Raw genomic sequence first — 21890 nt, 5'->3', positions numbered from 1 at the left:
GCAACACGCAGCCGTCGAAAGTCGCGCACAACCCAAAGAGCAGGCAAACCGGCCTATCTGGCGAGCAGTCGACCCCCACTCCGTCAAGCTTCGCTTGACACCTCTCCCCCGGTCGACGGGGGAGAGGAAAGGCGCGAGCCTCCACAGCTACTGCTAAGGACGAACAGGGCAGAGGGGCGCGCCTCGTGACCCGCAAACGCCAAGCCACCACCCAAATCTCTCGCCTTGCCCACCGCGCCAGCGGCACGACATCGGCCAACCGCATGGTGCCGGAGGAGACGCCGGTGGCGTTCTCCTTTGCCGGCACCACCCATGCGGTGATGATGGCGAGCCCGGCCGATTTCGAGGATTTCGCGCTCGGCTTCTCGCTGACCGAAGGCATCATCGCGTTGCCTGACGAGATAGAGGCGATCGAGGTCGAGGACCATGGCGCCGGGATCGATATCCAGATCCGGTTGAAGGACCAGGCCAATACGCGCTTCGAGGCGCGACGCAGGCGATTGGCCGGTCCGGTCGGCTGTGGGCTATGCGGCATCGAATCGATCGAGGAAGCGATGCGCTCGGTCGACAAGGTTGGTGCGTCCAAGCTTACGCTTGAAGCCGACGATATCACCCGTTCGGTAAAGCTTTTGTCCAAGGTGCAGCCTCTGCATTCAGAAACCGGCGCCGTGCATGCAGCGGGCTTCTACATTCCCGGCAAAGGCATCGTCATGGCGCGCGAGGATGTCGGCCGGCACAATGCGCTGGACAAACTGGCCGGCGCGCTGGCCAAGGCCGGCATTGACGGTGCATCGGGCGCGGTGGTGGTGACATCACGCGTCTCGGTGGAGATGGTGCAGAAAACGGCGACGATCGGCTCCGCCTTCATCATCGCCGTGTCGGCGCCGACAGCGCTCGCCATCCGCACCGCTGATGAGGCCGGCATGACACTGGTAGCGCTGGTGCGCGGCGATGATTTCGATGTTTTCACCCACCCGGAACGGGTGGTCTTGGGAGTTGCCCAGCATGTCGCATAACGAAGAACACATCACGAGCACCGGGGAAAAGCTGGTGCGCATGGCCAACCAGATCGCCGCCTTCTTCCATTCAAGGCCCCGCGAGGAAGGTGTGGCGGGCGTGGCCGAGCACATCAACAAGTTCTGGGAGCCCAGGATGCGCCGGCAGTTCTTCGAGATGCTGGACAGCGGCGGCGAAGGTTTTGACGAACTCGTCGTCGTGGCCTCGGCCAGGATCAAGCGGCCGAAGACCGAGGAGCAGGCCGATGTGAGCATCGGCTACGTCCAACCCACGGGTGCAGAGAGCGCCGCTCCCCAGAAATAGCCTCCCCCAGAAATGGCGGGCGAACACGGCTCGCCGCGGGCTATATTCCTGTCTTCTAAAGTTTGGCTGCCGCATCCGCCGGGCGTCTGCTATGGTCGGCGATCAGAAATCGTCTGGCCGGGCGGGATAGCAACGTGAGGCCGATCGAGACGCGATATGCCCTCAGCGGCGACGTGCGGATCGCCTATCAGGTGGTCGGCCAGGGATCGTTCGACCTGGTTTTCGTGCCCGGCTTCATCTCCAATCTCGACCTGCATTGGGAAGACGAGGGCTACGCCAGGCTCTTGAAACGGCTCTCGGCGTTCTCGCGGCTTATCCTGTTCGACAAGCGCGGCACCGGCCTGTCCGACCGCGTCGACCCACGCCACCTGCCCAGCCTCGAAACCCGCATGGACGATGTGCGCGCGGTGATGGATGCCACCGGCAGCGGCCGCGCGGCCTTGCTCGGCGCTTCGGAAGGCGCGCCGATGGCAATGTTGTTTGCCGCCACCTATCCGGAACGGACACGAGCGCTGGCGCTCTATGGCGGTTATGCGCATTTCCACAAATGGGTGATGTCGCCGGAGCGCCTCGAGGCCTTCATCGCGACGGCCGGCACGGAATGGGGCACGGGCGCCACACTGCCCAACTTCGCTCCCGGCCGGGTAGATGATGCGCATTTCACCCAGTGGTGGGCCCGCTTCGAGCGGCTGTCGGCCAGTCCGACGGCAGCGGCAGCCCTTGCCCGGATGAATGCCGGAATCGATGTGCGCGGCGTGCTTTCGGCGATCGGCGCACCGACACTGCTCATTCATCGCCGCAACGACGCGCGGGTCGACCCGGACGCCAGCCGCTTCCTGGCGAAAGAGATCGCCAATGCGCGATTGGTCGAGGTCCCCGGGCGCGACCACCCGATCTGGACCGGCGATGTCGACCGGGTGGCCGACCTGATCGAGGAATTCCTGACCGGCGAGCGTGCCGTGGTCGAAGCGGAGCGCGTGCTTGCCGCTCTTCTGGCGACACGCATCTACGACACGGCGCGGGTTGGCGACCGCATGTGGAGCGAACGTAGCGAGCGCTTCCAGGAGAGCTGGCAGCAGCTGGTCGGCCGTCATGGCGGACGCGTCGCCGGCATCCATGGCGAATTGATGATCTCGCGCTTCGACGGGCCGGCGCGGGCCATACGCTGCGCGGCGGCACTGCGCGATGCGGCGCAACATATGGGCATTGCAAGCGCCCAGGGCGCCCATGTCGGTGAGGTCGAAATGCGCGGGCCGCCGGTGGGGCTGATGGCACGGGTGACGATGCAGATCGCCGCCCATGCCGGGCGCGGCGATATTCTGGCGTCGCGGCTGGCCGCCGATCTGGCGGCGGGGTCCGGCCTGCATTTCATCGATGCCGGGCGTGTCACGGTGGATGAGCTGGACGAGCCGCTGGCGCTGGTCCAGGCAACGTCGGAACAGCACCTGGAGCCGGCCTGCCGCCCCAAGGCGAAACCCGCCGAGCCGGCTCAACTGACGGCGCGCGAAAGCGAGGTGGTGATCCTGATCGCCGACGGCAAGAGCAATGCCGCGATCGCCGCCGAGCTGAGGCTCAGCGAGCATACGGTCAAGCGTCATGTCGCCAACATATTGCTGAAGCTCGATTTGCCGTCACGGGCGGCGGCAGCGGCATTTTCCGCCAGGCAGGCTGGCCCGGACGGGCCATAGGGACCATGGCGCTTTCGGGCGAAGCGGCCAGGTGGGGTCGAGGCGTACCAATTCTCTCCATGCAGGCCAGGCGGATGTCGCCGGGAAAGGCACTGCGGATGGAGGATGCAATGCTGAAGTCAAACAGGTCGATCAAATCGCTGGTGATAGCGGCAGGCGTTGGCGCGTTGTTCACGATCGCTCCCGCCAGAGCCGAGGATGCCTCGGCGGCCGCCGCCTACAAGGACATCGAGGCGACGCTCGGCTCAGTGCCGGACATGTTCAAGACGCTGCCCGATGTCGCGGTTGCCGGCGCCTGGGCCGAGATCAAGGGCGTGCAGCTCAACCCCAAGACCGCGCTCGACGGCAAGACCAAGGAACTGCTGGGGCTGGCCGTCGCCTCGCAGATCCCCTGCCAGTACTGCATCTATTTCCACACCGAGGCCGCCAAGCTCAATGGCGCGACCGATGAGGAGATCAAGGAGGCGATCGCGATGGCGGCGATCGTGCGCCACTGGTCGACGATGCTCAACGGCAGCCAGGTCGATTTCGCGACCTTCAAACAACAGACCGACGGCGTGTTCGCAGCCGTCAAAGCCAAGTCGCAGTGAAAGAAAATGCCGGGCGGTGCGCCGGGCATTGCTTGTGATCATTCAACCGCCCGATCAACGGGCCATGGAGGAGAAGATGCTGACCAAGACGCAGAGCGTGGACGGCGCGGCGATCAAGAAAGCGATCGAAGGACGGGACGGCAGGATGCTCGCTAGCTTCTATGCCGACGACGCACTGGTGCGGGTGATCGACCGCAACAATCCACCGAGCAAGCCGCGCGAGATCCGCGGCCGGGCGGCGATCAGCACCTTCTGGGACGACATCTGCAGCCGGGCGATGACCCACAAGGTCGACACCACCATCGCCGATGGCGACAATCTCGCCTTCACCCAGGCCTGCGCCTATCCGGACGGAACGAAAGTGTTCTGCGCGGCGATGCTGGAGCTGAAGAATGGGCGGATTGCACGACAGACCGTCGTGCAGGCCTGGGACGAGTAGTTCCACCGCGGAAAGATCAACCGCGGTTTGGGCCGCAAAACTGGAGGAGACAAAAATGTTCAGCGCCAGATGGCAGATCGACGCCAAGTTCGGGCACAAGCAGACCGTGCTCGACCTGTTGAAGAAATGGGAACGCGAGATCGGCTCTCAGGTCGGCATTGCCGATCTCGAGTTCCAGATCATGACCGGTTCGGTCGGAGCTCGGGAAGCGACGGTCGAATCGCATCATCAGGTCGAAAGCCTTGCCCAGCTGGAGGGATTCTTCGCCAGGATTGGCAAGATCGACGCGCACGCCAAATGGGGCAAGGAGATGGAGCCCTACGTCGTTTCAGGCACCAGCCTTTGGAACATCTACCGCATCGTGGAGTAGCCGTGGCAGGTGCAGCAGTTTTCGGCCATCAGTTGCGGCGGCCGAAACTCGTCCGCTGCCCGGAAAACCGCCCTTCCCTGGCCGATCCGGCAGCCGCGACACGTGCCGGGTGATTGGGCAATGTGGCCTGCTTGGCCAGGGCCGCCGCTATCAAGGCGTCGGCCTGGCGCGCGCGCTGGTCCGCGCCGGCATTTCCGGCAGGGTTGCCCGCCACGGCGGAGGTCGACATCCGCCGGCGGGGTTTGAAAGCAAGATAGAGAAGCAACGCGCCGAGCAGTCCAGCCCCAATGACGATCGTCAAACGCGTGCCGGTCATGCCGGTGCGTTCGATCTGGGTGGGGTTGGCGGGGTTCTGGACGACGGTGAGCTTGTCGCCGACCTGCGGTTCGCGGGCACCGTTCTTGTTCAGCTCCATCGTGGCCTCGACGGCATCGGCGTCGGTGCCGACGCGCAAGGTGCCGGTGAATTTCTGGGTCACCTTCCACTCTTTGTCAGCATGAACCGTCTTGAACGCATCAACCAGTTCGCACGGGATCGTGGCGGTGCTGACGGTCTTGTAGACAATCTTGTGGGCGGTCGATTCCATGTCGCATTCGACATTGACCGCGAGGATTTCAGCAGGCGCCTCGGGCCAGCCGCTCTTCTTGATCATGTCCTTGCCGCCGAACACAGCGATCAGCAGACAGAAGCCGCCAATGAGTACCAGCTTGATCTTGGTCGTGTTCATGCGCAAACCCCTCGCCGCGCGGTTTCCCGGCAAGAGGCTGCTCGTTCAGGTTGAATATTCAGTAAATCGTGAACTCCCGCCGTACCGCAAAGGTAACTCACGCTTAATATACAGAAAACGCGGTGGCGAATATTTTAGAGATAGTGGCGGCCTCTACCCATGCGCCACCATCACATGACGAACGGCGGTATAATCCTCCAGCGCATAGAGAGACATGTCCTTGCCGTAGCCGGACTGCTTCAGCCCGCCATGCGGCATCTCGTTGGTCAGCATGAAATGGGTGTTGATCCAGGTGCAGCCATATTGCAGACGGGCGGCCGTCGCCATGGCGCGCGAGACGTTCTTGGTCCACACCGAGGATGCCAGGCCGTAGTCGCTGTCATTGGCCCAGTTCACGGCTTCATCGACTTCGGAGAAGCGGGTGATGGAGACGACCGGACCGAACACTTCGCGGCGCACGATCTCGTCTTCCTGCAGCGCGCCGGCAACCACCGTCGGCTGGTAATAGAAGCCGGAGCCTTCGCCGGGCTTGCCGCCGGTGGTGATCTCGACGTGCTTCAGTTCCGAAGCGCGCTCGACGAAGCTCGAGACGCGATCGCGCTGGCGGCGCGAGATCAGCGGCCCGATCTCGTTTTTGGTGTCATCGGGCTGGTTGTATTTGATGGTCGAGACGGCAGATGAGAGATCGGCGACGAGCTTGTCGTAGATCTTCTTGCCGGCATAGATGCGGCAGGCGGCTGTACAATCCTGCCCGGCATTGTAGTAGCCGAAAGCGCGCAGGCCGTTTACCACGGCGCCGAGGTCGGCGTCGTCGAAAACGATGACCGGCGCCTTGCCGCCGAGTTCCAGATGCGTGCGCTTGACCGACTTGGCGGCGGCCTGCAGCACCTTCTTGCCTGTGGCGACGTCGCCGGTGATCGAAATCATGTTGACCTTGGCGTGATTGATCAGCGTGTTGCCGACGCTGTCGCCGCGGCCGAGCACGACATTGACGACGCCCTCGGGCAGAACCTCGGCCAGGATCCTGGCCAGCTTCAGCGCCGTCAGCGGCGTCTGCTCCGACGGCTTGAAGACGACGGTGTTGCCGCCGGCAATGGCCGGCGCCAGCTTCCAGGCCATCATCATCAGTGGATAGTTCCACGGCGCGATGGAAGCGACGATGCCGATCGGGTCGCGCCGCACCATCGAGGTGTGGCCGGGCAGATATTCGCCGGCGACCACGCCCGGCATCGAACGTACCGCGCCGGCAAAGAAGCGATAGCAGTCGACGATCGCCGGGATTTCGTCATTGAGCACGGCGTTGATCGGCTTGCCGCAATTCAGCGCCTCGAGCGCCGCGAACTCCCGCGCGTTGGCCTCGATGCGGTCGGCGATCTTGAGGAGATAGCCGGAGCGCTGCGCCGGCGTTGTGCGTGACCACAAGACGAACGCTCGCCCGGCGGCAGTAACAGCCGCCTCGATCTGCGCCTGGCTGGCTTCAGGCAGGTTGAGAATGGTCGCCCCGGTCTTTGGATTCAGAATCGGCTCCTCGGTGTCGGTGCCGTTCTCGAACTTCGAGCCGATCAGCATCTGGGTGTCCATGCGGGTTCTCCTTGGTCAGGAGCGAGTAGCGAATAGCGAGTAGCGAATAGGGCTGGTCGTGCAATCTCCCTATTCGCTATTCGCTACTCCCTATTCGCTGTTCTTCATTTGCCCGAACCGGCGATCTGGTCGCCGTCGCGGGTCAGGTAATAGGCGGCAAGGATGGGCAGCAGCGTCACCAGCACCACGACCATGGCGACGACATTGGTGACCGGACGCTGGCGTGGGCGGATCAGCTCTTCCAGCATCCAGATCGGCACGGTCTGCTGCTGGCCGGCGGTGAAGGTGGTGACGATGACCTCGTCGAAGGAGAGCGCGAAGGCGAGCATCCCCCCGGCAAGCAGAGCGGTGGCGATGTTGGGCAGCACGACGTGCCGGAAGGTCTGGAAGCCGTCGGCGCCGAGATCCATCGAGGCCTCGATCATTGAGCCGGAAGTGCGGCGGAAACGGGCGACCGCATTGTTGTAGACGACGACAACGCAGAAGGTGGCGTGGCCGAGCACGATCGTCCAGAACGAGAACGGGATGTCGGCTAGCGAGAAGGCCGAGCGCAACGCGATGCCGGTGATGATGCCGGGCAGCGCGATCGGCAGGATGACGAGCAGCGAGATCGTCTCGCGGCCGAAGAATTTCGTCCGTGACACGGCGGCGGCGCACAGCGTGCCCAGTATCAAGGCAATCGCGGTCGAGATGGCGGCGACACGGACCGAAAGCGACAGCGCCTGCCAGACATCCGGCCGGTTCCAGGTGACGGCGAACCATTGTGTGGTCAGCCCCGGCGGCGGCCAGACGAAGCTCTTCTCTTCCGTGGTGAAGGCGTAGACGAAGATCAACAAGATCGGCAGATGCAGGAACAGCAGGCCGCAGGCGGCAGCGATCTTGAGGCCGAGCGGAGCGGATTGCGAACCGTCAGAGCGCATCGAAGGCCCCCATGCGCTTGGCGCCCCAGAGATAGAAACCCATGATGACGATGGGCACGACGGTGAAGGCTGCGGCGAGCGGGATGTTGCCGGCTGTGCCTTGCTGCGAATAGACGGCCTGCCCGATGAACAGCCGCGATGTGCCGATGATCTGTGGGATGATGTAGTCGCCCAGCGTCAGCGAGAAGGTGAAGATCGAGCCGGCGACGATGCCGGGCAGCGCCAGCGGGAACAGCACGTTGCGGAAGGTCTGGCCCGGCGATGCGCCGAGATCGGAGGACGCCTCGACCAGATTGCCGGGCACGCGCTCCAATGCCGCCTGCACCGGCAGGATCATGAACGGCAGCCAGACATAGACGAAAGCGATGAAGGTGCCGGTGGCGGAGACCGACAAAGAGTTGCCGCCGACGACCGGCAGCGACAGCCAGCCATCGAGCACCCAGAGCAGATGCAATTTGGCGAGCAGCCAGGTCAAAATGCCTTCCTTGGCGAGGATCAGCTTCCAGGCGTAGATCTTGACGAGGTAACTCGACCATAGCGGCAGCATGATTCCGAGATAAAACAGCGCCTTCCACCGGCCGCGGGCATAGCGCGCCGCGTAATAGGCAATGGGGAAGGCGATGACGGCGGAGGCCAGCGTGACCAGAACCGCCATCGTCACCGTGCGCAGTATGATGTCGAGATTGGCGGGCTGGAACAGGTCGCCATAGGTCTTCAGCGTGAATTCGTGGTTGATGAGGCCGGAGAACTCGTCGATCGAAAAAAAGCTCTGCGCCAGAAGTGCGAACAACGAGCCGATATAGACAACGCCGAGCCATAGAACCGGCGGCAGCAGCATGAGGAACAGCAGCAGTTGCGGCTTGCGCCAGAAAAGGTCCGACAGTGCGCCGCGCATGCCACCGCTGCCGGGCAGGATGGCGGGGGCGGAGGTTGAGTTGAGCGCGGCGATGGTCATGGGGCGACCGCGTGCTGAAGGAACCCTGAGAAGCCGCGTTCCTTCACACCCCCCTCTGTCCTGCCGGACATCTCCCCCTCAAGGGGGGAGATCAGCAGTTTCGCTGCCTCGCCAAATCCCCAACGTTGAAGATTGGCGAAACCGGGAAGAACAGCCAATCTCCCCGCTTGAGGGGGAGATGTCCGGCAGGACAGAGGGGGGTGCTTGGCGCAAACCTCAATCATGCCGGCTCGTCCATCAAATGCAAATGCTCGCGGTTGAACATCAGCACCACCGCTTCGCCTTCCGCCGGCAGCTTTGTCCCGGCCGGCACGATGGCGTGCAGCCTCAACCCGTCGGCGTCGAGCGCCAGCTTGGTCGTAGCGCCGAGATAGTTGGTTCCGACCAGGCGCGCGGCGACGCCCTCGCCTTTGGCGGCGCGGCCGATGCGGATGGATTCGGGACGCAGGCTGCCCCAGCGGTGCTGGCCGGAATAGCGCTGGACGAAGTCCGGCGGCAGTACGTTGGAGGAGCCGACGAAATCGGCGACGAAGCGGGTCTTCGGCCGCTGGTAGATGTCTTCCGGCGTGCCGATCTGCATGATCTTGCCGTCATTGAAGACGGCAACGCGGTCGGCCATCGACAGCGCTTCGCCCTGATCATGGGTGACGAAGACGAAGGTGATGCCGAGCGCCTTCTGCAGCGACTTCAGCTCTTCCTGCATGTTCTCGCGCAGCTTGAGGTCGAGCGCGCCGAGCGGCTCGTCGAGCAAAAGCACCTTGGGCTGGTTGACCAGCGCACGGGCCAGCGCGACGCGCTGGCGTTGGCCGCCGGAGAGCTGGCCGGGACGGCGGGCGCCATAGCCCGGCAGGCGCACCAGCGACAGCGCTTCTTCCGCCGCCTTCTGTCGTTGCGGCTTGGCGATGCCCTTGACCATCAGCCCGTAGCCGACATTGTCGAGCACGTTCAAATGCGGAAACAGCGCGTAGTCCTGGAACACGGTGTTGACGTTGCGGCGATAGGGCGGCACGCCCTCGGCGCGTTCGCCGAAGATCGAGATCGAGCCCGATGTCGGCTGCTCGAAGCCGGCGATGAGGCGCAGGCAGGTCGTCTTGCCTGACCCCGACGGACCGAGCATGGCGAAGAACTCGCCGGGCACGATGTCGAGATCGACCGCATCGACGGCGCGCACGCTGCCGAAATGGCGAGAGACTTTCTGGAAGGAAACGGCCGATGTCATGGGCTGTCCGTCTGTTGCCGGTTTGTGGTTCGTCGAAATAGCTCTTGCCGCCACCAATCAGGCCAGCGGGCACGGCACTTCACCTCCCCCTCGATGGGGGAGGTCGCGGCGAAGCCGCGGGTGGGGGTGACTAGCACCGGACGTCAGCGCTGCCCCCACCCCGACGCTGCGCTCGACCCTCCCCACAAGGGGGGAGGGTTAAGGGAGCTCACCGCCCGCCGATGACGCCGATATAGTCGGACACCCAGCGGTAGTAAGGCACGCACTGGTCGTTCTGGGTGGCGCACTTCGAGACCGGCGTCTTCCAGAACTTGATCTTGTCGAAGTTCTCGTAGCCGTTGGTCTTGCAGCCTTCCTCGCCGAGCAGCTCGTTGCCCTTGCAGGCAGCGGGCACGACCGGGAGCGAGCCGAACCAGGCCGAGACGTCGCCCTGGACCTTGGGCGACAGCGAATGCTCAAGCCACATATAGGCGCAGTTGGGATGCGCGGCGTCGGCCTCCATCATGGTGGTGTCGGCCCAGCCGGTGACGCCTTCTTCCGGCACGGTCGAGGCGACCGGCTTCTTGGCGGCAACCAGCGTGTTGACCTGGTAAGGCCACGAACCGGAAGCGACGACGCCTTCGTTCTGGAAGTCGTCGACCTGGATGGCGGCGTCATGCCAGTAGCGGCCGACCAGCGTCCGCTGAACACGCAGCAGCTCGAGCGCTGCCTTGTACTGGTCTTCGTTCAGTTCGTACGGGTCCTTGATGCCGAGTTCCGGCTTGTGGAACATCAAATAGTTGGCGGCGTCGGCGATGTGGATCGGCCCGTCATAGGCCTGGACGCGGCCCTTGTTGGACTTGCCGTCCGGCAGGTTCATTTCCTCGAAGACGACGTTCCAGCTCTTGGGCGCTTCCTTGAAGACATCGGTGTTGTACATCAGGATGTTCGGGCCCCACTGATAGGGAACGCCGTAATGCACCTTGTCGACGGTGAACCAGGGCGCATCCTTCAGACGGTCGTCTACCGCCTTCCAGCTCGGGATGAGATCGGTGTTGATCGGCTGCACGCGCTTGCCGGCAACGAGGCGCAGCGATGCGTCACCCGAAGCGGTGACTAGATCGAACCCACCCTCATTCATCAGCGAGACCATCTCGTCGGAGGTGTTCGCGGTCTTGACGTTGACCTTGCAGCCGCTCTCCTTCTCGAAGGAGGTCACCCAGTCATAGCCCTTGTCGGTTTCGCCGCGCTCGATGTACCCCGGCCAGGCAACGATGCTGACCTCCCCTTCGCCCTTGCCAAGTTCCTTGACCTGGGCGACGGCCTGACCGGAAAAGGTCAGCGCGACCGTCAAGGCGGTGCACGTCTTCAGGAATGAATTCATCGTCAATCTCCCATTTTGGCGCCTGACTGCGAAGCGAGTCGCCGCCGCGGTCAGCCGCAGGCTGAAAAGCGTCAGTTCATCCGATGGCACGTTGCCGCTCTGATGGCGGCTTTCGTCCCTGACATGAAAAGTGCTCGGAAAATTCCGGTTTCGCAAATTCATTTATCAGAAACGCGATATCGGTTTTTCCGATAGATAACCACGCACCCTATCAACGCTGCTGGCGTACCATACGCTGCGACTGGGCAAGGCCGATGAAGTCGCGCGACGCCTGCGGCAGACCGGAGCCGCGGCGCCAGACCATGCCGACCTGGACGACCGGCAGGGAACCCGAAATGTCGCGCGATTCGATGCGGTCGCCTTCCAGCGACCACGGCCGGTAGACTAGGTCGGGCAGCAACGCCACGCCCGCACCTGTGGCGACGAGGCTGCGAACGGCTTCGACCGAGCGGGTGCGAAAGGCGACATGCGGCCTGGCGCCGATCGCCGCCAGAAGCTTGCCGGTGTTCTCCTCGATCTCGTCGACGGTCAGCATGATCAGCGGCTCGCCGGCAATGTCGCCTATGCCGATAATGTCGGCGCTGGCCAGCTTGTGGCCGAGCGGGACCCACAGCCGGTAGGCCGAGACCTCGAGGATTTCCGACTGCAGCGCGGTGCGGTCGCGCAAATTGGAGGTGACCATGACGGCAATGTCGAGCTTGCCGCCGATCAGCAGATGTTCGAGATAGTCGCCATTGTCCTCGATGGCCGAGACATCGACGCCGGGATAGGCGCGGCGGTAGCGCGCCAGCAGATCGGACAGCACATAGCCCGCGACCAGCGAGGTGACGCCGAGCTGCAGGCGCCCGCCGGCCACCACCTGGTCGTCGGAGAAAGCGCGGCGCGCATCGGAGACGTCGGCCAGGATCTTGGTCGCATGGCGCAGGAACTGGTGGCCTTTGTGAGTAATGTTGAGGCCACGTGGGTGGCGCTCGAACAATTCGACGCCGAGATCGCTCTCCAGCTCCTTGATCGCCTCGGTGACCGAGGATTGCGAGATGGAGAGGTTTTGTGCGGCGCCCGACACCGTGCCTTGCTCGGCGACGGCAATGAAGAACTGCAGCTGACGGATGGTGAAAGCCATGGCCGGACTAAACACCGGCGCGACGGAGAAGGAAAGCCGAAGGCGGGCCTTTTACCCGTAGGGCTTGAGGCGCCTCCTGTCAGCCGAAGCCGAGGCGCCGCCGGCAGGCAGGACCGTAGCGAAGCGCGAGCATAAAAGCCGTCTCCAGCGCCAAAACGATGACGATGATGCGAAAGCCGATGGCATAGGAATCCCGGCCGCTGCCGCGCATAAGGTAGCCGGTGACGAGGAAGCCGGTGTTCCATAGCGTGGCGCCGAGCAGCGTCGCCGCCGCGAAGGGCAAGAGTGGCAGACGGAGCGCGCCGGCCGCGATCGGCAGATAGTTGCGAACCGTCGGGATGAACTGCGCCAGCAAGGAGACCCGGACATGATGGCGGCGATAGGCCTGACCAAGCTTGCTGTAGGTCGCATAGCGCAAGCAGACATATTTGCCGAAACGCTCGACCAGCCTGTCGGCACGATCCAATCCAATCCTACGGCCCACACTATACCAGACAAGGCAGCCTGTGATGGCGGACAGCGTCGTCACCAGGAGCAGAATCGCCAGCGCCAGGAGATCGGAGGCTGCCGTCATGCCGAGGAACAGCAGCAGCACATGCGAGGGCGGCAGCGGCAGGATCTTTTCTGTGAAGGCGAGGCAGGCGACGCCGAGCAGGCCGAAGCCCAGGATCGCCGACAGTGGATCAGTCATGCGAAGCGCCAGTCATAGGTTTTGAGGTTCTTGATCCTGGACACCTTATACACCGTCATACACCGTCGCCGGCGGAAAGTTGCGGAATGTCCGGCCAAGCCGGGTCCGCTTCCAGGTCGGAGCGCGCAAGCGTCCAGGCCATGAGGAAAGACAAGGCATCGTTTGCAGCATGGTGACCTCATTGCTGATGCGGGCAATTCGCCCGGCCCGCATTTCGACGAGGCGCTGTTTGCGGCTGCCAAGTTGCATGGACATTGCGAAGAGCCGGATGATTAAAAAACAATTTTTCACCAGAACGACATCTTATGCGGCCGGCGACGCGGACGCATGATGCACAACATCGCCTTCGTGGTATCGGGTAGCGGCATGGGCCGGGATCGCGGCGCGCCAGTCGCTGGTGTTTGGCTAGGCCGCAGCGATGCTGAGGCGCGCTCCAGCCTCGGCAAGTGCCGAGGCAATGTCGCGCGGCGGCGGCTGGTCGGTGGCGAGTTCGGAAAAACCGTCGAAGCCGCAGACCTGGACCAGACCCTGGCGACCGAACTTGGTGTGGTCGGTGATGACCAGCGAGCGCTGGCCGCGCGACAGCACCATGCGGGCGAACTCCGCCTCTTCCAGATCGTAGTCGGCAAGGCCTGCGGCGGCATCGACGGCGCCGATCGAAATCACCGCATGGCTGACCGAGAAGCGGCTGACGAAATCGATCGCCGAGGCGCCGAAGGCGGCTCCGGAATCGCTGCGCAATTCGCCGCCGGCCATATAGACCTTGTTGCCGTTGACGGTGGCCAGCGTGCGGGCGATGTCGGATGAATTGGTGACCACGGTCAGCCGCCGGTGGCCGAGCAGTTCGCGGGCCAGGAACGAGGTCGTGGTGCCGGTGTCCAGCATGACCGATTCACCGTCGCGAATGGTGGCAGCGACCATGCGGGCGATCAGCCGCTTGGCCTCCGCATTGTCGCGCATGCGCCGCTCGAAGGGCGCTTCGCCGGCCATCGACGGCAGGCCGATGGCGCCATGCATCTTGAGCACCGAGCCATTGCCGGTCAGTGGCTTGACATCCCGGCGCACCGTTTCAAGCGAAACCCCCAGCCGGTCGGCGAGGCTGGCAATGGTGACGGTGCCCTCTTCCTTGAGGAGGCGGAGGATTTCGCCATGCCGTTTCGAATGGATCATCTGGCTTCCTCAATTTGCGGCCTGCCCGGTTTTAGGGCAATGCCGCCGTTTTTAAAGGAATTGCTCGTGGTTTCGGGCAAAACACCCAAAAAAAGTCACAACATTTCATTGACAGCTAGGCAGCACTGGCGTGACATTGACGGCGTGACAGCTTCGGAACTGCCACGGGAGGGTGATGGCAGAGCCGCAATTCACGGACCGGACCGTTTGGCCAGACCGTCTGGGTTTGAACTGGCACAAAAGTTTCTCAAATCCGCGGGGGCGGAGACCGGGTATCAAAACCTGGCCAGAGGGGCTCGTCGGTGCGGCGCGGGATAGGAGTTCCTGCGTCCCGCACCGACGAGATTTTTTGCGTTTCCCAACGCTCGTTGCGCGGCGCATGGCGCCCAAGAAAGCTCCGCAAAAGTCAGGGATGGCCCCGTGACTGCTGAAGACCGCATCCGGGCCTTGCCTTGCTGGAATGGCAGCATCGACATTGCGCCGCTGCCGGGCGGCCTCAGCAACGCCAACTATCTGGTCAAGGACGCGGCCGGGCGGCATGTCGTGCGCTTCGGCCAGGACTATCCGTTCCACCATGTCTTTCGCGACCGTGAAGTGATGACGGCCCGCGCGGCGCACGCCGCTGGCTTCGCGCCGGCGGTCCACCATTCCGAACCCGGCATCATGGTCACGGAATTTCTCGGCGCGAAAACCTATGTTGCCGAGGACGTGCGCGCCAATATTGGTCGCGTCGCAGCCCTTATGCGCGGATTCCATCGCGAGATGCCCAATCACATCTCCGGCGCCGGCTTCATGTTCTGGGTCTTCCACGTCATCCGCGACTATGCGCGAACGCTGAGCGAAGGCGGCAGCCGCAAGCGCGACGACCTGCCCAGGCTGCTGGCGCTGGCCGACGAACTGGAGCGGGCGCAGAAGCTGCTGCCGATCGTATTCGGCCACAACGATCTTCTGCCGGCAAATATCCTCGACGATGGCGACAGGTTGTGGCTCATCGATTTCGAATATGCAGGTTTCAACACCGCGATGTTCGATCTTGCCGGCGTTGCCTCCAACGCCGAGATGAGCGACGCGGAGTCCTTCACTTTCCTCACGGCGTATTTCATGCGCGAGCCGGATGAGGCGATCCGCCGCTCGCACGCCGCCATGCAATGCGCCTCGCTGCTGCGCGAGGCGATGTGGAGCATGGTTTCCGAACTTTACCTCGACGCGCCCGGCATCGACTACGTCGCCTACACCGCGGAGAACCTGACGCGGCTTGACGCGGCGCTGGACAATTACCGCACGAAATACGGGACACAGTCATGAGCTTGCCCACGCATGCCGATATCGTCGTCATCGGCGGCGGCATTATCGGCTGTTCGACGGCCTACCACCTGGCGCGCGACCACAAGGCCGATGTCGTGCTGCTGGAACAGGGCAAGCTGACCTCGGGCTCGACCTGGCATGCGGCCGGGCTGGTCGGCCAGTTGCGCTCGTCGGCCTCGATCACCCGCGTGCTCAAATATTCGGTCGAGCTCTACAAGGGACTGGAGACTGAGACCGGGCTCGCTACCGGCTGGAAGATGACCGGGTGCCTCAGGCTTGCGACCAATGCCGACCGCTGGACCGAATATAAACGGCTGGCGACGACGGCCAGGAGCTTCGGCATGGACATGCAGTTGCTGTCGCCGGGGGAGGTCAAAAAGATGTGGCCGCTGCTGGAGACCAGCGACCTCGTCGGCGCCTCCTGGCTGCCGACCGATGGGCAGGCCAGCCCCTCCGACATCACGCAGTCGCTGGCCAAGGGCGCGCGCATGCATGGCGCCAAGCTGTTCGAGGACGTCCGCGTTACCGGCTTTGACATGACGGACGGGCACATCACCGCGGTGAAGACCAACAAGGGCGACATTGCTTGCGACAAGGTGGTGAACTGCGCCGGGCAATGGGCACGCCAGGTCGGCGCGATGGCCGGCATTTGCGTGCCGCTGCAACCGGTCAAGCACCAGTACATCATCACCGAGAAGATCGACGGGCTGGCGACCGACGCGCCGACAATCCGCGATCCCGACCGCCGCACCTATTTCAAGGAAGAGGTCGGCGGGCTGGTGATGGGCGGCTATGAGCCGAACCCGCAGGCCTGGGCGACCGGCCTGCCCGGCGGCGATGTCCCCGATGACTGGGAGTTCCGCCTGTTCGACGACGACTACGATCATTTCGAACAGCATATGAGCCAGGCGATCGCGCGCGTGCCGGCGCTGGAGACGGTCGGCGTCAAGCAGATGATCAACGGGCCGGAGAGTTTTACGCCGGACGGCAATTTCATCCTCGGTGTCGCGCCCGAATGCGCCAACATGTTCGTCGGCGCCGGCTTCAACGCCTTCGGCATCGCCTCCGGCGGCGGCGCCGGCTGGGTGCTGGCGCAATGGGTTGTCGACGGCGAGGCGCCGCTCGACCTTTGGGTGGTCGACATCAGGCGCTTTTCCGGCCTGCACCGCGACCGGCAATGGGTCAGCGACCGCACGCAGGAGGCCTATGGCAAGCATTACACGATCGGCTTTCCGCATGAGGAGTATTTGTCGGGCCGGCCGCGCATCGTCTCGCCGCTCTACGAGCGGCTGAAAGCGCACCGCGCGGTGTTCGGCTCCAAGCTCGGCTGGGAACGGCCGAACTGGTTCGCGCCGCAGGGCGCCACATCCGAAGACATTTATTCCATGGGCCGGCAGAACTGGTTTGGCCCGGTCGGCGAGGAGCATCGCCATGTGCGCGAGAAAGTCGGCATCTTCGACCAGTCGTCCTTCGCCAAATACGAAATGACGGGTTCGGATGCGGCCAAGGCGCTGGACTGGATCTGCGCCAACGATGTCGCCAAGCCGGTGGGACGGCTGACGTACACGCAGCTGCTCAACACGCGCGGCGGCATCGAGGCCGACCTGACTGTGGGCAGGCTCGCCGAGGAGAAATTCTACATCGTCACCGGCACCGGCTTCCGCTCGCATGATCTCTCCTGGATCGGCGACCATGTCGGCAAGGGCCTCGACGTGACGTTGAAAGATGTCACCGAGGATTTCGGCACGCTGTCGCTGATGGGGCCGCGCGCCCGCGATGTGCTTTCGGCCGTCACCGACGCGGATGTCTCGAATGCCGCCTTCCCGTTCGGCCATGTCAGCGAGATCGCCATTGCCGGTCATACGGTTCGGGCGCTGCGCGTCACCTATGTCGGCGAGCTCGGCTGGGAATTGCATGTGCCGATCGCCGCCACCGGCGAAATCTTCGACGCATTGATGGCCGCCGGCAAGCCGCACGGCATCCGGCCGATAGGCTATCGGGCGCTGGAATCACTTCGGCTGGAGAAAGGCTACCGCGCCTGGGGCTCCGACATCACCCCCAACGACACGCCTCAGGAGGCCGGCCTCGGCTGGGCGGTGAAGCTGAGGAAGAACACCGATTTCGTCGGCCGGCGGGCGCTCGAAAAGATCAGCGGCGCCGATCTGAAGAAACGCTTTGCCGGCTTCACGGTCGACGATTCCGATATCGTGCTGGTCGGGCGCGAGACGATTTTGCGCAATGGCGAACCGGTCGGCTATCTCACCAGCGGCGGCTATGGCTACACGCTGGCCAAGAACATCGGTTACGGTTATGTCCGCAATGCCGATGGCGTCGGCGACGATTTCCTCGGCTTTGGCGACTATGAGCTGGTGGTCGCCATGGAGCGGACGCCGGCCAAAATCCATCTCGAACCGATGTATGATCCTACAATGAGCAGGATCAAGGCGTAGACGAAACCTGGATTAGCTCACACGGAGCACAAGGCCGCGGCTGGGCACGGTGTCAGCCTCGCCCGGCATCGAAACATAAGGCGCAGTCTCCTCGGCGCGGACAACCCTGCCCTCAGCTTCGAGTACAGCGATGCGTTCGGCGAAGCCGGCGTTCCACAGCGTGTTCTTGATGGTCAGCACGATGACGCCACCGGGACGGCAGACGCGGATCAGTTCGTCCAGCCCCTCGGCGCCGACATGGCCGGAGGTGAAAACGCCGGCCGAGACGATGCCGGCATAGGCATTGTCGGCAAAGGGCAGTGGCCCGCCGAGCGCCAGGCAATGCAGCGCCGAATAGACGCCCTTTGCCGCCGCTTTAGACAGCATGCCTTGCGAAATATCGAGCGCTTCGACCTGGGGATAGCCGGTGATGGCCAGCCACTCGCCGATCAGCCCGGTGCCGGCGCCGGCGTCGAGAAGCGGTGCGGCGCCGCGCGGCAGATGGCGGGCCAGCAGGGCCAGGCAGATCGTCGGATGGCGGTAGCCGGCGGCCGACATGTCGGCATCGTAGGTTTCCGACCAACTGTCATAGATCGCGGCGACGTCCTCGGGCCGTTGCGCCGCATAGGCGGCGCCAAGCCCGCCATGATCCTTGTTGCCCGCCATGGCTGTTTCTCCGCCAGCTCGCTGCTCACCCTCGATCGGATGATAGCCAAACGGCGAAAACTGTGGAACCGTTGTCGCAAGAAATACACGGCCAAGGGCAACAGGCATGGGGACGGACGAGGCACGCGCAACACTTGCGGCAATTCCGGCATTTGCGGGCTATGACGGACCGCTTGAGCGGCTGGGCGGGATGACCAATCTCGTCTTTCGGGCCGGCGATATCTGCCTGCGTATCCCCGGCAAAGGCACCGAGGAGTATATCAACCGCGCCAATGAAGCGGTGGCGGCGCGTGAGGCGGCCAAAGCGGGCGTCAGCCCCGAAGTGCTGCATGTCGACCCCGCGACAGGCGTGCTGGCGAGCCGCTTCGTTGCCGGCGCCGTGACGATGTCGCCGGAAAAGTTCAAGCTGCGCGCCGGCAGCCCGGCCCGCGCCGGCGAAGCCTTCCGCAAGCTGCACACGTCCGGTGCGGTATTTCCGTTCCGCTTCGAGCTGTTTGCGATGATCGACGACTATCTCAAGGTCTTATCGACCAAGGAAGTCGCCTTGCCGCCGGGCTACCATGACGTGGTGCGCGAATCCGACACCGTGCGTGCGTCCCTTGCCGCGCATAGACTGCCGATTGCCGCCTGCCATTGCGATCCACTGTGCGAGAATTTTCTCGATACGGGCGAGCGGATGTGGATCGTCGACTGGGAATATTCGGGGATGAACGACCCGCTCTGGGACCTCGGCGACCTCTCGGTCGAAGGCCGGTTCGACACCGCGCAGGAGGAAGAGATGATGCGCGCCTATTTCGGCGGCGAGGCAAAACCGGCCGAGCGCGGCCGCGTCGTCACCTACAAGGCGATGTGCGACCTGTTGTGGACGCTCTGGGGCCTTATCCAGCTTGCCAACAACAACCCGGTCGAGGATTTCCGCGCCTATGCCGACGGCCGCTTCGCCCGTTGCAAGGCGCTGATGGAAACGCCTGAGTTTTCACGGCATCTGGCGGCGGTGCGCCAAGGTTAGGTCAATTCACGCCTTTCGGCACGTTCTCCGGCGGCACGACTATTTCGACCACCTTCTGGCGGTGGAAGATGAACAGGCCGGCGAGCACGACGATGGCCGCGCCGATCAGGATGCGCGGTCCCGGCACGTCGCCGAAGAAGGCCAGGCCGAAGATCACCGCCCATAGAAGCAGGCTGTAGTGCAGCGGCGCCAGCGTCGAGGCAGGGGCCAGTTTCAGCGCCCTGGTAATCATCAGATGCGCGCTGCAGGAGACGATGCCGAGCAGGAGCATGGCGCCGAAATCGAGTGCCGAGGGCGTCTGCCAGGCGCCGATGGTCATCACGCCGCCGACCAGCAGCGTGCCGATAGTCTGCCAGGTGACCAGCGTTGTGTCGCTGGTGCCGCGCAGGCGGCGGCTGAGGATGATGGCGAAGGCGAAGGCAATGCTGCCGACCAGTGCGAACAGCGAGGACTGCGAGAACGCCGCCGAAGACGGCTTCAAGATGATCAGCACGCCGCAGAAGCCGACCATGATGGCGGCCCAGCGGCGCCAGCCGACCTTTTCACCGAGCAGGAAATGCGACAGCGCCGCCACATAGATCGGCCCGGCCATGTAGAAGCTCATCACATCGGCCAGCGGCAGATAGACGACGGCCGCGTAAAACAAGGCTGTATCCACCGTGGTCGCCAGCACGCGCAGAATCTGGAGGACCGGCCGCTCCATCTGGAACAGTCTGCCGGCGCCCTGGTTGGCGATCATCGGGCCGAGCACGATGAAGGCCCCGATCGATCGGATCAGCACCACCTGGCCGACCGAGAAGCTGGCGACCAGCCATTTGCCCATCGCGTCGTTCAGCGCGAACATGAAGTCGCCGGCCAGCATCAAGAGGATGCCGGCCAGAAGCGCGTTCCTGATGGTAAAGGTGCGGACGAGCGACTGGGCCATGCGGCTCCCTAGCTGCAAGCGGCCGCTTTGACGAGGCAAATCGGCAAGACCAGCGGCGGAAATCGGCTGTTTCTACGCAGTTTTGTGCCGCCGGTTCACCTGTCCGGGACGGCCGGCGATCGACAGCCGTGTCTCCTGCTTCGTGCGCTCGGCCACCACCTTGCCCCTGGCGACGACGCACAGCCGTTCGGCACGCAGCCTCAAGGCCTCGATCGGGTTGCCGGCATCGAGAATGACGAAGCTGGCGCGCTTGCCCACGGCAAGGCCGAGATGATCGAGGCCCATGATGGCGGCGTTGACATTGGTGACCATGTCGAAGCAGCGCGCCATGTCGGCAGGGCTCGACATCTGAGCGACGTGGAGGCCCATGAAGGCGACGTCGAGCATGTCGGCGGTGCCGAGCGAATACCAGGGGTCGAGAACGCAATCCTGGCCCCAGCCGACGCGGATGCCGAGCGCCTGCATCTCCTTCACCCGGGTCATGCCGCGGCGTTTGGGAAACGTGTCGTGGCGGCCCTGCAGCATGATGTTGATCAGCGGATTGGGGATCGCCGAGACACCGGCCTCGGCGATCAGCGGCAGCAGCTTGGAGACGTAATAATTGTCCATCGAGTGCATCGAGGTGAGGTGCGAGCCGGCCACCTTGCCCTGCAGGCCAAGGCGCTGCGTCTCATAGGCAAGCTGCTCGATGTGGCGCGACAACGGATCGTCGGTCTCGTCGCAATGCAGGTCGACCATCAGCCCGCGATCTGCCGCGATTTCGCAAAGTTCGGTGACCGAGCGCGTGCCGTCGGCCATGGTGCGTTCGAAATGCGGGATGCCGCCGACGATGTCGACGCCCATGTCGAGCGCGCGCAGCGTGTTCTGGCGCGCCGTCGGCGAACGGTAGAAGCCATCCTGCGGGAAAGCGACCAGTTGCAGATCGATATAGGGCGCGACAATCTTCTTGACGTCGAGCAGCGCCTCGACCGCGAGCAACCGGTCGTCGCAGACATCGACATGGGTGCGGATGGCGAGCAGGCCCATCGAGACCGCCCAGTCGCAATAGGCGAGCGCCCGCTCGCGCACCGCGTCATGGGTGAAGAGCGGCTTCAGTTCGCCCCACAGCGAAATGCCTTCCAGCAGCGTGCCCGAAGCGTTGATGCGTGGAATGCCGTAGGACAGCGTGGCGTCCATATGGAAATGCGGATCGACGAAGGGCGGCGAGATCAGATTGCCACGGGCGTCGATCGCCGTGCCGGCGCTGACATGCAGTTCGGACTCGATGGCGACGATCGTCTCGCCGATGATGCCCAGGTCGGCGACGGTGCCGTCGGGCAGCGTTCCGCCGCGCACAACAAGGTCGAAATCCATCTGTCGTCATCTCCCCGCAGATCAGTCGCCGCAATCGTGGCGCAAAA

The 21890-nt window shown here is 63.8% G+C and carries 21 protein-coding genes; 9 read left to right on the top strand and 12 right to left on the bottom strand.

Annotation, left to right across the window (positions count from 1 at the left end; genetic code table 11):
- Positions 1-185 precede the first annotated feature (185 nt).
- The 6 genes from fdhD (at position 186) to NKK52_RS28315 (ending at position 4407) form a co-directional block, all read left to right on the top strand.
- Entirely contained in the window at positions 186-1016 is an 831-nt protein-coding gene (gene fdhD / locus NKK52_RS28340) for a formate dehydrogenase accessory sulfurtransferase FdhD (protein ID WP_031204309.1), read from the top strand.
- Positions 1006-1320, top strand: coding sequence for a formate dehydrogenase subunit delta (locus NKK52_RS28335; RefSeq protein ID WP_023673423.1), 315 nt, complete (start codon positions 1006-1008; stop codon positions 1318-1320). Before fdhD ends, NKK52_RS28335 begins: the two co-directional genes overlap by 11 nt.
- Positions 1321-1454: 134 nt before the next feature.
- Positions 1455-3008, top strand: a complete 1554-nt coding sequence (locus tag NKK52_RS28330; RefSeq protein WP_023685093.1) for an alpha/beta fold hydrolase — start codon at positions 1455-1457, stop codon at positions 3006-3008.
- 110 nt (positions 3009-3118) lie between these two features.
- Positions 3119-3598 carry a carboxymuconolactone decarboxylase family protein gene (locus NKK52_RS28325; protein WP_023688798.1) on the top strand — a complete coding sequence of 160 codons (480 nt, stop codon included), beginning with the start codon at positions 3119-3121 and terminating at the stop codon, positions 3596-3598.
- Positions 3599-3674: 76 nt separating this feature from the next.
- Positions 3675-4037: a nuclear transport factor 2 family protein gene (locus NKK52_RS28320; protein WP_023688799.1), complete on the top strand. Its 363-nt coding sequence runs from the start codon at positions 3675-3677 to the stop codon at positions 4035-4037.
- A 55-nt stretch (positions 4038-4092) separates the two neighbouring features.
- Entirely contained in the window at positions 4093-4407 is a 315-nt protein-coding gene (locus NKK52_RS28315) for a hypothetical protein (protein WP_023738143.1), read from the top strand.
- Between the two features lie 28 nt (positions 4408-4435).
- Here the strand turns inward: NKK52_RS28315 and NKK52_RS28310 are convergent, their stop codons facing one another.
- From NKK52_RS28310 to NKK52_RS28270, 9 genes are all read right to left on the bottom strand, one after another.
- Positions 4436-5059 (bottom strand): hypothetical protein, encoded by a 624-nt coding sequence (locus NKK52_RS28310; protein ID WP_156939296.1) that lies wholly within the window; start codon positions 5057-5059, stop codon positions 4436-4438.
- A 228-nt stretch (positions 5060-5287) separates the two neighbouring features.
- Positions 5288-6715, bottom strand: coding sequence for a gamma-aminobutyraldehyde dehydrogenase (locus NKK52_RS28305; RefSeq protein WP_023685098.1), 1428 nt, complete (start codon positions 6713-6715; stop codon positions 5288-5290).
- Positions 6716-6819: 104 nt separating this feature from the next.
- Positions 6820-7635, bottom strand: a complete 816-nt coding sequence (locus NKK52_RS28300) for an ABC transporter permease (protein ID WP_023673416.1) — start codon at positions 7633-7635, stop codon at positions 6820-6822.
- A complete protein-coding gene (locus NKK52_RS28295) occupies positions 7625-8590 on the bottom strand; it encodes an ABC transporter permease (RefSeq protein ID WP_023685099.1) in 966 nt (321 codons plus the stop codon). Before NKK52_RS28295 ends, NKK52_RS28300 begins: the two co-directional genes overlap by 11 nt.
- A gap of 220 nt (positions 8591-8810) precedes the next feature.
- The gene (locus NKK52_RS28290) at positions 8811-9809 is read right to left on the bottom strand and encodes an ABC transporter ATP-binding protein (protein ID WP_023685100.1); all 999 of its coding nucleotides are present in this window, start codon (positions 9807-9809) and stop codon (positions 8811-8813) included.
- A gap of 208 nt (positions 9810-10017) precedes the next feature.
- The gene (locus NKK52_RS28285; RefSeq protein ID WP_023692632.1) at positions 10018-11172 is read right to left on the bottom strand and encodes an ABC transporter substrate-binding protein; all 1155 of its coding nucleotides are present in this window, start codon (positions 11170-11172) and stop codon (positions 10018-10020) included.
- A 211-nt stretch (positions 11173-11383) separates the two neighbouring features.
- Positions 11384-12295: a LysR family transcriptional regulator gene (locus tag NKK52_RS28280; protein WP_023673412.1), complete on the bottom strand. Its 912-nt coding sequence runs from the start codon at positions 12293-12295 to the stop codon at positions 11384-11386.
- A gap of 79 nt (positions 12296-12374) precedes the next feature.
- Positions 12375-12986 (bottom strand): DedA family protein, encoded by a 612-nt coding sequence (locus NKK52_RS28275; protein ID WP_023685101.1) that lies wholly within the window; start codon positions 12984-12986, stop codon positions 12375-12377.
- 405 nt (positions 12987-13391) lie between these two features.
- A complete protein-coding gene (locus NKK52_RS28270) occupies positions 13392-14156 on the bottom strand; it encodes a DeoR/GlpR family DNA-binding transcription regulator (protein ID WP_023685103.1) in 765 nt (254 codons plus the stop codon).
- Between the two features lie 420 nt (positions 14157-14576).
- Here NKK52_RS28270 and NKK52_RS28265 point away from each other — a divergent pair, with 420 nt between their 5' ends.
- Together NKK52_RS28265 and NKK52_RS28260 are read left to right on the top strand one after the other, a co-directional pair.
- Positions 14577-15461 (top strand): phosphotransferase family protein, encoded by an 885-nt coding sequence (locus NKK52_RS28265; protein WP_031204313.1) that lies wholly within the window; start codon positions 14577-14579, stop codon positions 15459-15461.
- A complete protein-coding gene (locus NKK52_RS28260) occupies positions 15458-17911 on the top strand; it encodes a GcvT family protein (protein WP_023685105.1) in 2454 nt (817 codons plus the stop codon). Before NKK52_RS28265 ends, NKK52_RS28260 begins: the two co-directional genes overlap by 4 nt.
- A gap of 12 nt (positions 17912-17923) precedes the next feature.
- Here NKK52_RS28260 and NKK52_RS28255 read toward each other — a convergent pair whose 3' ends face one another.
- Positions 17924-18556 carry a class I SAM-dependent DNA methyltransferase gene (locus tag NKK52_RS28255; protein WP_031204315.1) on the bottom strand — a complete coding sequence of 211 codons (633 nt, stop codon included), beginning with the start codon at positions 18554-18556 and terminating at the stop codon, positions 17924-17926.
- 106 nt (positions 18557-18662) lie between these two features.
- On the opposite strand from NKK52_RS28255, the gene NKK52_RS28250 reads away from it, so the two are divergent.
- Positions 18663-19565 carry a phosphotransferase family protein gene (locus NKK52_RS28250; RefSeq protein WP_023685107.1) on the top strand — a complete coding sequence of 301 codons (903 nt, stop codon included), beginning with the start codon at positions 18663-18665 and terminating at the stop codon, positions 19563-19565.
- A gap of 1 nt (position 19566) precedes the next feature.
- On the opposite strand, the gene NKK52_RS28245 is transcribed toward NKK52_RS28250, so the two are convergent.
- Together NKK52_RS28245 and NKK52_RS28240 are read right to left on the bottom strand one after the other, a co-directional pair.
- A complete protein-coding gene (locus tag NKK52_RS28245; RefSeq protein WP_023685108.1) occupies positions 19567-20490 on the bottom strand; it encodes a DMT family transporter in 924 nt (307 codons plus the stop codon).
- A gap of 72 nt (positions 20491-20562) precedes the next feature.
- Positions 20563-21843, bottom strand: a complete 1281-nt coding sequence (locus NKK52_RS28240) for an amidohydrolase family protein (RefSeq protein WP_023685109.1) — start codon at positions 21841-21843, stop codon at positions 20563-20565.
- Positions 21844-21890: the final 47 nt, after the last annotated feature.

This window comes from Mesorhizobium sp. C277A (assembly GCF_040324395.1).
In the GTDB taxonomy this organism is placed as follows: domain Bacteria; phylum Pseudomonadota; class Alphaproteobacteria; order Rhizobiales; family Rhizobiaceae; genus Mesorhizobium.
This window is presented reverse-complemented; position numbering and strand designations above follow the sequence as displayed.

What these genes read in the sequence shown, in the direction of transcription:
- NKK52_RS28290 (WP_023685100.1), bottom strand. Translation starts at nt 9,809, where the DNA reads ATGACATCGGCCGTTTCCTTCCAGAAAGTCTCTCGCCATTTCGGCAGC.
- NKK52_RS28320 (WP_023688799.1), top strand. Translation starts at nt 3,675, where the DNA reads ATGCTGACCAAGACGCAGAGCGTGGACGGCGCGGCGATCAAGAAAGCG.
- NKK52_RS28335 (WP_023673423.1), top strand. Translation starts at nt 1,006, where the DNA reads ATGTCGCATAACGAAGAACACATCACGAGCACCGGGGAAAAGCTGGTG.
- NKK52_RS28240 (WP_023685109.1), bottom strand. Translation starts at nt 21,843, where the DNA reads ATGGATTTCGACCTTGTTGTGCGCGGCGGAACGCTGCCCGACGGCACC.
- NKK52_RS28305 (WP_023685098.1), bottom strand. Translation starts at nt 6,715, where the DNA reads ATGGACACCCAGATGCTGATCGGCTCGAAGTTCGAGAACGGCACCGAC.
- NKK52_RS28275 (WP_023685101.1), bottom strand. Translation starts at nt 12,986, where the DNA reads ATGACTGATCCACTGTCGGCGATCCTGGGCTTCGGCCTGCTCGGCGTC.
- NKK52_RS28250 (WP_023685107.1), top strand. Translation starts at nt 18,663, where the DNA reads ATGGGGACGGACGAGGCACGCGCAACACTTGCGGCAATTCCGGCATTT.
- NKK52_RS28270 (WP_023685103.1), bottom strand. Translation starts at nt 14,156, where the DNA reads ATGATCCATTCGAAACGGCATGGCGAAATCCTCCGCCTCCTCAAGGAA.
- NKK52_RS28260 (WP_023685105.1), top strand. Translation starts at nt 15,458, where the DNA reads ATGAGCTTGCCCACGCATGCCGATATCGTCGTCATCGGCGGCGGCATT.
- NKK52_RS28245 (WP_023685108.1), bottom strand. Translation starts at nt 20,490, where the DNA reads ATGGCCCAGTCGCTCGTCCGCACCTTTACCATCAGGAACGCGCTTCTG.
- NKK52_RS28295 (WP_023685099.1), bottom strand. Translation starts at nt 8,590, where the DNA reads ATGACCATCGCCGCGCTCAACTCAACCTCCGCCCCCGCCATCCTGCCC.
- NKK52_RS28285 (WP_023692632.1), bottom strand. Translation starts at nt 11,172, where the DNA reads ATGAATTCATTCCTGAAGACGTGCACCGCCTTGACGGTCGCGCTGACC.
- NKK52_RS28315 (WP_023738143.1), top strand. Translation starts at nt 4,093, where the DNA reads ATGTTCAGCGCCAGATGGCAGATCGACGCCAAGTTCGGGCACAAGCAG.
- NKK52_RS28310 (WP_156939296.1), bottom strand. Translation starts at nt 5,059, where the DNA reads ATGATCAAGAAGAGCGGCTGGCCCGAGGCGCCTGCTGAAATCCTCGCG.
- NKK52_RS28255 (WP_031204315.1), bottom strand. Translation starts at nt 18,556, where the DNA reads ATGGCGGGCAACAAGGATCATGGCGGGCTTGGCGCCGCCTATGCGGCG.
- NKK52_RS28300 (WP_023673416.1), bottom strand. Translation starts at nt 7,635, where the DNA reads ATGCGCTCTGACGGTTCGCAATCCGCTCCGCTCGGCCTCAAGATCGCT.
- NKK52_RS28325 (WP_023688798.1), top strand. Translation starts at nt 3,119, where the DNA reads ATGCTGAAGTCAAACAGGTCGATCAAATCGCTGGTGATAGCGGCAGGC.
- NKK52_RS28280 (WP_023673412.1), bottom strand. Translation starts at nt 12,295, where the DNA reads ATGGCTTTCACCATCCGTCAGCTGCAGTTCTTCATTGCCGTCGCCGAG.